The 11,836-nt window shown below is 60.0% G+C and carries 9 protein-coding genes; 3 read left to right on the top strand and 6 right to left on the bottom strand.

Going from position 1 to position 11,836, the window contains the following annotated elements; genetic code table 11:
• Nucleotides 1–7: 7 nt before the first annotated feature.
• Together QRN54_RS01775 and QRN54_RS01770 are read right to left on the bottom strand one after the other, a co-directional pair.
• Nucleotides 8–376 (bottom strand): cupin domain-containing protein, encoded by a 369-nt coding sequence (locus tag QRN54_RS01775; RefSeq protein ID WP_007734139.1) that lies wholly within the window; start codon nt 374–376, stop codon nt 8–10.
• Between the two features lie 250 nt (nt 377–626).
• Complete coding sequence (locus QRN54_RS01770) at nt 627–1,190, bottom strand: TetR/AcrR family transcriptional regulator (RefSeq protein WP_285181499.1); 564 nt, start codon at nt 1,188–1,190, stop codon at nt 627–629.
• Between the two features lie 98 nt (nt 1,191–1,288).
• Here QRN54_RS01770 and QRN54_RS01765 point away from each other — a divergent pair, with 98 nt between their 5' ends.
• Nucleotides 1,289–2,515 carry a metal-dependent hydrolase family protein gene (locus QRN54_RS01765; RefSeq protein WP_285181498.1) on the top strand — a complete coding sequence of 409 codons (1,227 nt, stop codon included), beginning with the start codon at nt 1,289–1,291 and terminating at the stop codon, nt 2,513–2,515.
• Nucleotides 2,512–3,384 (top strand): alpha/beta hydrolase, encoded by an 873-nt coding sequence (locus QRN54_RS01760; protein WP_003945529.1) that lies wholly within the window; start codon nt 2,512–2,514, stop codon nt 3,382–3,384. Before QRN54_RS01765 ends, QRN54_RS01760 begins: the two co-directional genes overlap by 4 nt.
• 165 nt (nt 3,385–3,549) lie before the next feature.
• Here the strand turns inward: QRN54_RS01760 and QRN54_RS01755 are convergent, their stop codons facing one another.
• Together QRN54_RS01755 and QRN54_RS01750 are read right to left on the bottom strand one after the other, a co-directional pair.
• On the bottom strand, nt 3,550–4,860 hold the full coding sequence (locus tag QRN54_RS01755) for an NAD(P)/FAD-dependent oxidoreductase (protein WP_042449434.1): 1,311 nt from the start codon (nt 4,858–4,860) through the stop codon (nt 3,550–3,552).
• A 257-nt stretch (nt 4,861–5,117) separates the two neighbouring features.
• Entirely contained in the window at nt 5,118–6,458 is a 1,341-nt protein-coding gene (locus tag QRN54_RS01750) for an MFS transporter (RefSeq protein ID WP_007734147.1), read from the bottom strand.
• Between the two features lie 401 nt (nt 6,459–6,859).
• Between QRN54_RS01750 and QRN54_RS01745 the strand changes: the two genes are divergently transcribed.
• Entirely contained in the window at nt 6,860–8,077 is a 1,218-nt protein-coding gene (locus QRN54_RS01745) for a PucR family transcriptional regulator (RefSeq protein WP_007734149.1), read from the top strand.
• A 642-nt stretch (nt 8,078–8,719) separates the two neighbouring features.
• On the opposite strand, the gene QRN54_RS01740 is transcribed toward QRN54_RS01745, so the two are convergent.
• Both QRN54_RS01740 and QRN54_RS01735 read right to left on the bottom strand, forming a co-directional pair.
• On the bottom strand, nt 8,720–10,144 hold the full coding sequence (locus QRN54_RS01740) for an outer membrane protein assembly factor BamB family protein (RefSeq protein ID WP_047269608.1): 1,425 nt from the start codon (nt 10,142–10,144) through the stop codon (nt 8,720–8,722).
• A 142-nt stretch (nt 10,145–10,286) separates the two neighbouring features.
• A complete protein-coding gene (locus QRN54_RS01735; RefSeq protein WP_003945451.1) occupies nt 10,287–11,588 on the bottom strand; it encodes a TrpB-like pyridoxal phosphate-dependent enzyme in 1,302 nt (433 codons plus the stop codon).
• Nucleotides 11,589–11,836 lie beyond the last annotated feature (248 nt).

Raw genomic sequence — 11,836 nt, 5'->3', positions numbered from 1 at the left:
CTCTTGGTCATTCGTTGTATACGACGAACACCTTGCGTACGGTCTCGGTGACCGTCCACGTACCCTTCCATCCGATTGGGAAGATTGCACTCGTACCGGCAACGAGATGTACGGGATCGCCGTCGTCCTCCTCCACGGTCATGGCGCCGGAGACGATGGTGATGATCTCGCCGCGGGTGAGGAACTCCCACCGCGACTTTCCCGGTTCGCTCTCCCAGACTCCGGATTGAATGCGGCCGTCGTCACTGGTGAACTCGACATCTGCACGAGTGATGATGTCTCCGCCGAGTGGCTCTGCACTGGGTTGGCCGAGCAGTGCTTGCTGGAAGATCCCACTTGCGCTGTTCAACTCTGCGGCACGGAAGGTAATGGTCACAATTCAATCCTGACTTTCGAAACTCATGTGAATCATCGGACTTGTCGATGATGTCGTGTGTCTGCTGAGCCGGGATACATTCACTTGTCGCATCTTTCGGCGTTTCGCTCGTACAGATGTCGAAAGGGTGATCGACCATCATTCAACCGGGGCTCAGGGAACCGTCTCACGCCGAAACATGCCCGAGCCCAGGGAAAACGCCCCCGCGCCGGTGATCTCGAACGGGGGTGATCGGTTGTGTATGAGGGGTTTACGTGGTGGACGCTGTCAACGAGGTGATGAAGCGCTCGGCTGCCGCGTCGACCTCGGCGTCGGGGGTGAGCAACCTCTGTAGCAACAGTCCTCGCAGACATGCGGTTGCGATGATGCTCTGCTGCTTTGCGTCCACCATTGTGAACCCTTCGCGGAGGGCCGCCGCTTCGAGGAGGTGCGCCAAATCGTCGAGGTCGGCGGCGAAATCTTGAAATGCTCTGTGCTCGTAAACCGCAAGTCCGGCCAGGTGAAAAAAGGTGCGGCTTCGATCTTCGTGCTCGGCGTTCGAGTAGAAGGTCCAGATCGCCCTGCACAGGGCCGCGAACCCGAGATCCTTGCCCATCGCGGCGATGACGAGGTTGTCACGGCGGCGAGCTTCCGACAGCACGGCGCTGAGGAGTCCCGGTCGTGATCCGAAGTGATAGGTCAGCAGCGTGTGGTGCACTCCGAGTCGCTCCGCTACTTGGCGCATCGACAGCTTCGGGCTTGGGCCGGTTTCACCGAACTCGTCGAACAGTGCCTGCAACAGTCGCTCTCGACCCTCCCCAACCGGCGATCTCACGCTACCTCCATTGACGGGTTCACCACTGTTGAGTACGGTACCGCATATCGAATTCACCAGTGTTTAGGAGAGTGGTTTCCAATGCTCGGGAGGTCCCTTTGACTGACGTATGGTTTGCCGGCGGCATGGTCGCGAATGGATCGGGCACCGACCCGGTCGAAGTCGACGTGTGCGTGAGTGGCGGCATTGTCACCGCGATCGGACAGGCGCCGTCGGGTTCGACGACAGTTGACTTGGACGGCATGCTTCTGACTCCGGGGCTGATCGATGCTCATGTGCACCTGGGTATTTCGAGTCCGATCCGAAGGCAATTCGGGTTTGAGCTCTCGGCAGCCGAACTGGCTGCGGGCATCTTCGCCACCGCGGGCGATGCCCTCGACGCGGGCTTCACCACGGTGCGAGACGTCGGTGGCATCGACGGCGGAGTCGTCGACGTTATTGCGAGCGGCAAGGTGCGTGGTCCGCGTGTCCTCTCGTGCGGTCCTGTGCAGTGCCAGACCGGTGGACACGGCTACTACGGGGCCGCATGGGAGCCGACCGAGCTGTGGAACATGCACCACATTCCCGGGCTCTGCGCCTTGTCCTTGATGTCGGGTAATGCCGACGAGCTACGACGCAACGTGCGCGAATCGTTCCGCCGAGGCGCAACATTTCTGAAACTGTGCGTCACCGGCGGTGTCGTCGGAGGCCATGACAGCCTCACCGACACACAGTTCACCGTCGAGGAAATCTCCGTGGCAGTGGAAGAAGCAGCGTCGCGCGGCACCTACGTCACGGTCCACGCGCACAACAATGCGGGCATTCGCAACGCGGTGCGAGCCGGTGTCCGGTGCGTGGAACACGGCACCGACATCGATGCGGAGACGGCCCAGCTGATGCGGGAACATGACGTGGCACTTGTCCCCACCTTCGCCGTGGTCGAGCAGTTGGCGGACACCGAAAGCATGGACCTGGACCCGGCAATACGAGAGCGTGCAGCCGGAGTGCGTCAACGCATGGCCAGAGCGCTCGAGGCCTCTCGCGCAGCAGGCCTGAGGATCGGCCTGGGCTCGGACCTCATCGGGCCGCACCAAAAGCGCCGAGGTGAGGAGTTGCACTTGCGCGCGGAGTTGGAGTCGCCGATGCATGCACTCGTTTCGGCCACCAGCGTCAATGCCGACATTCTCGGTATCGGGGAAAGCGTCGGGACGATCCGCGTCGGTATGCAGGCGGACATGGTTGCCTGGCAGCAAGACCCACTCCGAGACGCAAAGGTGTTCGCCGATCCGGACATGGCTGTTCTCGTCGTGAAGTCCGGAAATATCGTCAAGGGAGACGTTCGATGAGCGCAATGCTGCACGGATGCTTTGCAGACACGGAGTACTTCGAAATCACGGCGAAGTCGGGACACAGCTACGGCGTCTGGGTGACCACACCCCCCGGCTACGCGGACTCCATGGATCCCTTACCGCTGATCTACGTGATGGACGGCAACTGGGCTGTAGGTCTTACCGCCCCGCTCATCGTCACGCAGGCAGACCCGTACCTGACGGTCGCCCCGTACATCCAGGTCAGCGTCGGATATGCCGGTGAGGAAGCCGCCAACTGGGCACGGCTCCGCAACCGCGATCTCGTGCCGCCTGGGGAACCGGTAGGCGAAGAAATGATGGCTACTCTTGCCGCTGCTCGCGACTCGGGTGCAATGACCCAGGAGTACGTGGACGCCTACCTCGAGGAGCTGGCAGACACCCACGGGGACGTCTTCCTCGACTTCCTGACCAACGAACTCCACCCTCGCCTGTACTCGTCGGAGCTACGTGTCAGCGAGTCCGGGCACGGACTCTTCGGGTACTCGTACGGAGGCCTTTTCGCCCTCTACGCATGGCTGCGCGACGCGCCCCCATTCGCGACCTTCGGTGCGGGTAGTCCCGGAGTTGTGAACGCCGACAGCCAGATCCACACACTGGTCGAGGCACTGCCCGAGCGTGGCGTGGGCTCAGTCGTGCCGCAATTGCACGTCACGCTGAACGAAGCCGAACTGACAGGGCCCATTCCGATCTATCGCGGACTGGCACGTAACGTTCTTGCTGTCGTGGAGCAGTTGCACGGCAATGGGTGGTCGCAGGATGTTTCGACCGCGTTGTTGCACGAGACGCACGTCACCGGGCTGCAGGCATCGTTCCTGAGCTACTTGAAAAAATGCCATGCACGGTAGCTGTTCGTCCCGGCGACGATGTGCACGCTGACACGTTCGACGGGCGATTTTCCGTAGACGCCGTTGAAGGAGAAGTCGGCTGTGGGTGTCCACCACGTGGTGGACACCCACAGCCGTGTCTATTCAGTTGTCGCGGCTATCGATTCTCCAAGCCGGACAACACTTCTAACCCATGACGGTCCCGGTCGACTCGGCATTGGGTGCCCGAAGGCGGGAGAATGCGCCGAGGTCGATTTCGAGCCCGGTGTGCATCCCGACATAGGTCAGGGGATCAGCGTCGTGATCGTGTCCAGCTTCCACCTGGTCGATGATCCTGGACATGAGGCGCCCAGCGATGGGCGCATTTTTGAATTGGTTCCCGCTGGTGCCCATGGCGACGTAGAAACCTTGCCTGTCTGTCTTGTCATAGATCGGGGTCCAGTCGGATGCTGCGTCGTACACGCCGGCAATACCTTTCGGTTGTGACGGGACCTCCAGGGTGGGGAAACGCCTGGCGGCGCGGAAAACCTGCGCTTCGAACCGGGCAACAGTGCGATTCGGGTTGGCGGTATCAGGATCGTCGATCCACTCGAGCGGATCGCAATCCGGTTCGGTTCCGCCGACAAGGAAACCGTTTCCAGGTTCGGCTCGCATGTAGGTTCCGAGATCCAAATCGGCGATCATCGGGCCGAGGATCTCGTCGTCGTTGTAGCCAGTGGGTGCGGTGACGTGATGAACTTCCTGGCGCAAGGGCCGAACCGAAACCTTGAAGTCGGCCCCGACGTTCGACAGCTTGTTGAACGCTCCTGACCAGGGGCCGGCGGCATTGACGACAATCTTGGATTTCACACTTTCCCCGTCGTCGAGCCCTAGCTGCCAGATGCCGTCAGGCAACTGCTCGACTGCCACTACACGCGTGTTGTATGCGAAAACCGCACCGTGCGAACGTGCTGCCGCAGCAAGATTCGCGGCAGCCAGTTGCGGGTCGTCGACGAACCCCGCCTGAGGTGTGTACAGCGCGCCGAGCGTGGTTTCGGCATCTGCGAAGAAGGACTCCGAGTCGACTGGCTTCGGAGGATAGTATTTGCCGGCGTCGATACCGGGAATCTTCTCGACGAGTGTCGTTGCGTCCCAAAGCTGGTAATCGATTCCTATCTTCTCGAATAATCCGATCGTGCGCGCGTGGGGCGCGACGTCGACATCGAGCAGTGCCATCCCGCATTGCCGAAACTTCGCAAGCGCGCCGTCGACTGTCGCGTTGAGATGCTCGCTCCAGTTTTGCCAGCAATGCAGCGACTCCCAAGCCGCAGCCATACCGTCGAATGTGGAGTAGTTGAACCGGATAACCGCACTGGATGCACTGGTCGAGCCGTAGCCCGGACCACCAGACTTGTCGATGACCAGGACTTCGTAGCCTCGAGCGGCCAGTTCGTAGGCGATGGAGCTGCCGATCACTCCAGCTCCGACCACAACTGCATCGGTCTTGTCGGTAGGCACTTTCGGCCTCTCTTTCTACTGATGGCTTCGCCGGATCGAAAGCACAGCTGTTCGATCCGGCAAGCTTGGGTTCTGGTAATTCCGACGCCGTCGACTTCCTCTGGAGAGCTTCATCCCGACTTCTCGGATTCGGCTCTGCCTTAATGAATTTGGCACCTGAAAGTCCAGAGGTGTTCGTCGTCCTCAACTCTCTCGTGGCGGCCATCGGAACGCTATCGACAGCTGCGCAAAAAATTACAGCCGTGGCGCGTCCGTTGTCAGAAATGTTTCGTCGGGCTGCCCTGCGTGGCAGACCAGTTTTTCGTTTCCGGAATCCCTCGCCACAGAATGGGAAGCGCGATCAAAGCGATGGCGGTCGCATAGAAGGCAGGCGACAGATCGCTTCCAGTGGCGTTGACCAGTGCTGCGCACACCAGAGGAGCGGTCCCTGCAAAAAGTGCATATGCGATGTTGTAGGGGATTGCCGTGCCGGTGAATCGAGCATGCGTCGGCATCATTTCGAGGATTACGAGCAAAGCGGACGCGAGTAGGGAAAGCGCGATGACCAGAGCAGCCAGTGCAACGGCAATCGCGAAAATGTTTCCGGTGCCGATGAGCATGTAGCTGGGCACCGAAACGAAAACTGACATCACCATGCCGATTCTGACGAGAGGTCTCCGGCCGATTCGGTCGACCGTGGCGCCGAAGAAGATGAACAGCGGGACTGCGAGAACCAAAGCGCCGGTTGTCATCAGCAGTGCCACCGTGCTCGAAACGTCGGCTGAAAGAATCAGAAATGTCGGCATGTAGCCGAGCAGCATATGAGTAACGACACCGAGCGAGGCGAAGTACACGAAGGACGTGAGCAGAGTCCGCCAGTGATTGCGGAACAGATCTGCGAGTGGGCGGGTTGGAAGGGAATCGTTTTCTTGCATTTCCTTGAACGCCGGAGTCTCCTCGACGGCAAGCCTCATGAACAGGCCCACCATGGCGACAACGCCTCCGATGATGAACGGCCAACGCCATCCTCCGTCGGCGAAGTGCTCAGCGCCGACCGAGCTGAATGACAAGACTGTGACCGTGGCCAAGATGCTGCCGACAAATGACGAAGAGCTGATTATCCCTGCGTACAAGCCTCGGCGGTGGGACGGCGCATGCTCGACGACGAAGGTGGCAGCTCCGGTGTATTCGCCCCCGGCCGAGAATCCTTGAACCAATCGGCACAGCAGCAGCAACAGCGGTGCGGCAACACCGATCGAAGCGTACGTCGGTAGGAGACCGATTGCCGCCGTCGAGCAGCCCATGAGCGTAATTGCCAGGGACAGTGACCTCCGTCGGCCGAGGCGGTCACCCAGTCTTCCGAAGAATATGCCGCCGGCAGGTCTGGCCAAGAATGCGACTCCGTAAAGAGCGAAGGTGGCAAGCAGTGCGCCACTGCCGAACTCCGGAGGGAAGAACACTGTCGCGAGAACTGCGGCAGTGAAACCGTAGATCGTGAAATCGAACCATTCGACGATGTTGCCTGTCGCGCCGGCAATCAGGGCCCTACGGCGTGCCGATCGACGTCCGGGTGACGTCTCGGTTTGATGCTCTACAGGAGCATTTGCTGTGCCGGTCATGATGATTCCTCTCGGGATATGCTGAATGGCAACGGCTTTGCGATATCACGGTCACCGATGTCATTCGAGGTATTCGACATTGAAAGAGGTCGGTGGGATTCGATGTTGAACTGGCGACCGAAGGTCGTTTGTCGATTTCGGGTCGGAGGCGACTTCGTCTGAGGGAGATCGTGCCGGCCGGCCTCGCTCCCCATTACGCAAATCCTACGGCTGCAACAGATCTCGTCGCTGCCACTTCTGCCGGTTTGCGGACCGAGTGAAGACGTCACGGGTCTCGGGTGCTTGGCATGAAGCGAGCCTATGGTGCAAAAGTTAGTTGCATCACTGTCATGTGTTCAATTTTCTACGTAGAAATTTGGGCATATGTTGCAAACCGGAGAGGGGGCTCGTACAGTTCGACCATGGTCGGAGAACTGCAGCATTTGGTGGACACTACCGGGCGCCGACTGGACCGTTCCGTTGCGATCGATGATGTACAGATTCGTCTGCTCGCGTACAACTCGCATGACAGTGCCGTCGATTCAGTCAGAATGAATTCCGTTCTACAGCGGAATGTTTCACGCGAGATCGTAGACTTCATCTACGCGAGTGGAGGCCGTGAAGCCCTCGATCTCTTCACTGTTCCCGTCAACGAAGAACTAGGGCTGACCCTTGGCCGGGTCGGGATGCCGATCCGATACCGCAATGCGCTGCTGGGCTTCGTCTGGCTGTTGACTTCGGAGGGCGAAGTTGACGAGGATCAAGCCGAGGTCTTGAGGCGCACGGCTGATGCGGCAGCGATGATCCTCCACCGCGAACAGTTGCTGGACGAGTTGTCCCGAAGTCGGGAGCGGGAACTTACTCGAGACGTCCTGTCGGGCGAGCGGTCGCTGCGCGAGGACGCGGCAAACAGGTTGGCCGAGGAGGGCTTGTTGGCTGCGGGTCCAGCAGTCGTGGTCACTGTGTTGCTCCGTCCTGGCGACCAGTCGACATTGACCGAAAGAGATCGTCTGAGTGTTGCCGTCGGCGTCGATCAGCTTCGTCGGAGGCTCCCGCGGAACAGTGCAATCCAACTCGACCGCCCCGACCACAGTCTGTTGATCGTATCGGTGGCCGAACGCTCGACTCAAACCCATCTGGTCTCGCTGATCGTGGCAGCCCGGGAGCGAGTCTTGTCTGAAAGTGGGCGCCAGAACATCGAATGTTGGGTCGGTATCGGTGAACCGCGAACCTCGGTTGCACACGTGCGCGAATCCTACGAAGAGTCCAGACGTTCCGCAGATGTGGCCCAGGTCGTCAAGGTGCTCGGAAATGTTGTGCGTTATCGGGATCTCGGCGTCTACGGACTTCTGGCCGAACTGTCGGAGGATCGACTCGAGAACAGTATTCACTCAGGTTTGCAGTCCTTGCTCAGCCATGAGGACTCGAAAAGTGAGGCTCTTCTCGCGACGCTGGAGAGTTTTTTGGACAATGCCGGTGACGTAAAGCGAACGTCAGAGGCGCTCTGTGTGCATCGAGGGAGCTTGTACTATCGCTTGCGGCGAATTCAGGAGATAACACGAGCAGACTTGGCAAACGGCGACGACCGGTTGGCCTTGCATTTGAGCCTGAAAGTCGCGCGGCTGTTGGATCTCCGATGATCCCGATCCGAGAAGAGGGGACTGCGGAAGAATCAAGCGGCTCAACGTAGTTGGCGGCTTTCGATCGTCAAGCGGGATGATTCCGGGGTGGGAAAGGAAGCGCGTCGTACATCGGCCGGGCTGGGTCGGGTTGACCTGCTGAGATGTTCATACGTTTGATCGGGCATCTTCTATTTTCTTGTCGGCAGATGCGGCGGAGCGCAACTTTTTCGGGCATTGAAAGTGCAGAATCGTCGAGATGGGTGTCGAGCTGTGTGAAGAAGGCGCGTTTTTGCAAACCGAAATGACGACGAATTTGGTCTGAGTTCGGTCCCCCGGTACGCAGATGTTCGCGCGCGAACTGGACTATTTGTTGCCGACTGCAAACAGGGGATCTAGCGTCCATTACCGTTGGCTCCCTTTATGGTTGGATTGGATCAGATACCTGAGTCGGTGCGATTCGTATGCACCCCTTCACCGCAGGTCTGGTCTGATCTTTCCGAAGTCGGAGTCGCGGAGATACATGCAGTTGTTCGAGATCGTTCCCCCGAAATTGAACAAACGCGCCAGACTGGATTGTGGCCATCGAGGCTGTACGTCTATCCATTTGCTGGTTGCTGAGCCGGCTGGTCAGTACGACACTGAACCGGTGATGTTGCCGGCCTATCGCCAAACGGTGAAGTGGTTTTGCCAGGAGAACGACACGTTTTTGCCGGCATTCGAGACGACGACTCCGCGTGGATCAACTTCTGGGGGAAGGGGAACCGACCACATCATCTTTCCGTCGCGAGCCCGGATCGCGTGCATGCCGGTGTAGTCGCTGAAGACGAAGTGGTCGCCATCGGTCGCACCGCTTCGAACCCAGTACGCGTCTTGCCAGGGCGTTTGCCACAACTGTCGGCCACTCTCGATGTCGAGACCCGAGATTGTGCGCGTCTCGGGAGACGTGACCAGGATTGTTTTTCCTACCACCGCGGCGATGGCGCTTCCTGTCCCGGCCATCGCGGTGTTGACGATTTGTGAACTGCGCCAAAGTTCGTCACCGGAATTCGGGTCGTAGGCGCCGTCGCCGAGAAACATCGGCAGGCCCGTCGAGGACTTACTTGGGTAGGACGACGATGAGTACGAGGGAATCGGTATCGCACGAATCGTGGATCCATTTGAAGCCAAGAGGTTTTGGGTTCCTACATAACCTGACCGGCCGCCGACACTGGTGAGGAACAATCCATTCCCGGCCGGGACAAGCGAATCACCCTCGAATCGGAATCGTTCGGCGCCGGAATCCAGATCGTAGATTCGATAGCGGTACTGTGGGTCCCCGCCATCGCCCTGTTCCATCGCAATGACAGTGTCGGTGTGAGGGACCGTGTAGACGGCCCCGAACTTCTCACTTGGTTCGAAGGTACGCACGAAGTTGGCCGTCAAATTGGTTGTGGTGCCGCTGGCAAGAATTCGTGTTCGAACCGTTCCGTCCATCCTTTCGCCGGACGTGTACACGGTGTCTCCGGCGATGGTGGCGCCATTGAGATCGAAGTCGGTTCCGAGGTCGGACATCAGAGTTCCGGTCGCGGTATCGACAAAGATCATCCGTCGATCGCCCCAGCACGCGATGATCGTGGATTCGTTCTGCTGACTGCACTGGCCGATGACTCCGCCGATTTGCGTTTTCCACAGCGGACTTCCGTCGTCGGGATTCATCCCGACGAGTGTGACGGCACCGACTCCCTGACTCGACGAAGACTCGTCGGTCTTGGGAAGCGGATAAGCAGTCGCGGCCACCAGCACGTCACCGACTTGGTACGTGTTGCCGTAGCCGTAGTAGCTATCGAGCGTGGAAGGCATCGACAGCAGCACGTCCCCGGGGTTGTCCGTGAGCGCTCGGACATCGAGTTCCCAGGCTTGTTGCGGAGGATCGGAGAGGTCTACGTCGACAACGCCTTGCTCGACGATCGGACCGCCTGTCTTCTGCTTCGGCCATGCCGCATCACTGGAGTCGGAGATTACCGATACGACGATGAACGCGATCGCCACGAGCAATGCCAGTCCGAGTGCGACCAGTTTCCAATGTTCCTTCAACCGAAGCTGCATCGAAAGACCGTAACCGATCGATCAAACTGATCGGTTCGTTTCGCGGACGGCCGGCACGATGTCGATCGCGAGATCGAGCCCACGTGCTCGGTGTGACGAAGTGTGGTGGCCTCGTACGCACGAGACCACCACACCGACGGCGTCAGACGTAAGGCGAGTACGCCGGAAGATCCAACTGACCGTTGCCGGACAGCCCGATCACGATCACCTCGGGTTCGGTGACGGCACGGGCGTGAGCGATAGCGCCGGCAACCGCGTGGGTGGATTCCGGAGCCGGGATGATTCCTTCGGCGCGGGCGAAAATCAGACCTGCCTGGAGTGCGTCGTCCTGATCGACGGCAATTGCATCCATGAGTCCGAGGTTGACCGCGTGCGAGACCATCGGCGACATGCCGTGGTAGCGGAGGCCACCGGCATGGATGGCCGGCGGTACGAAATCCTTACCCAGAGTGTGCATCTTGAGCAGCGGCGTCAGGCCGGCGACATCACCGAAGTCGTAGCGGTACTCGCCCTGGGTGAGGGACGGGCATGCCGACGGCTCGCAGGCGACCAGACGAGTCTTGGTGCCTTCGCGAAGGTTTCGTCCCAGGAACGGGAAGGTGAGTCCGGCGAGGTTGGAACCGCCACCGGCGCAACCGAACACGGTGTCGGGGACGGCGTCGCCGGCTTCTTCGAGCTGGACCATTGCTTCCTGACCGATCACGGTCTGGTGCAGCATGACGTGGTTCAGCACGCTACCGAGTGAGTAGTGCGTGTTCGGATCCTGCGCAGCGACCTCGACGGCCTCACTGATGGCCATACCGAGCGAGCCGGTGGTGTCGGGATGCGACTTCAACAGTGCGCGTCCGGCTTCCGTCAGGTCCGAAGGCGACGGGTGACAGATTCCGCCGTACGCCTCCATCTGGATGCGTCGGTACGGCTTCGAATCGAAGGACGAGCGAACCTGCCATACCTCGACGTCGAGTCCGAGCAGCGCGCCCGCGAACGACAGCGACGCACCCCACTGTCCCGCACCGGTTTCGGTGGTGAGCTTGGTGGTTCCCTCGATTGCGTTGTAGTAAGCCTGCGCGACAGCAGTATTCGGCTTGTGTGAACCGACCGGGCTCACGCCTTCGTACTTGTAGTAGATGCGGGCAGGTGTGCCGAGAGCGCGCTCGAGTCGATGCGCGCGGAACAGGGGAGAGGGCCTCCACATGCCGTAGATCTCGCGAACCGTCTCCGGGATCTCGATGTAGCGCTCGGTTGCGACTTCCTGCGCGATGAGGTTCATCGGGAACAGCGGCGCCAAGTCCTCGGGGCCGAGCGGCTCACGAGTGCCCGGATGCAGGTGCGGGGGAACAGGCTCGGGGAGGTCAGCCGCCAGGTTGTACCAGTGCGTCGGCACTTTCGACGGGATGGAGACGCCCAAAGGCTCGAGCGAACGGTTGAGTGGGGTGGTGGTCAACTAACTCTCCTTCGTGGATTCGGTACCTGATCTTGGCGGTCGTAGCGACGACGCGTACGGCATTTGCCGGATCGGGGATCCTGAGAGGAGCCTGCTGGACCACCCGATATCGGTCCGGGCAGCACGCAGTTGCGGCTGACCGTCAGCGGTCGGGCCACCAGAGGTGCGCAGTGAGCAGGGTCACGAGCCGATCGTACATCGGCACTCGCACCCTGCTCACGTCGGGCGCAGCTACATTCTCGCCATCC

Source organism: Rhodococcus sp. MEB032 (genome assembly GCF_030208925.1).
Lineage (GTDB): Bacteria > Actinomycetota > Actinomycetes > Mycobacteriales > Mycobacteriaceae > Rhodococcus_F > Rhodococcus_F qingshengii.
Note: the sequence above shows the minus strand (reverse complement) of the source record. Positions and strands in the feature narration are given on the sequence as shown.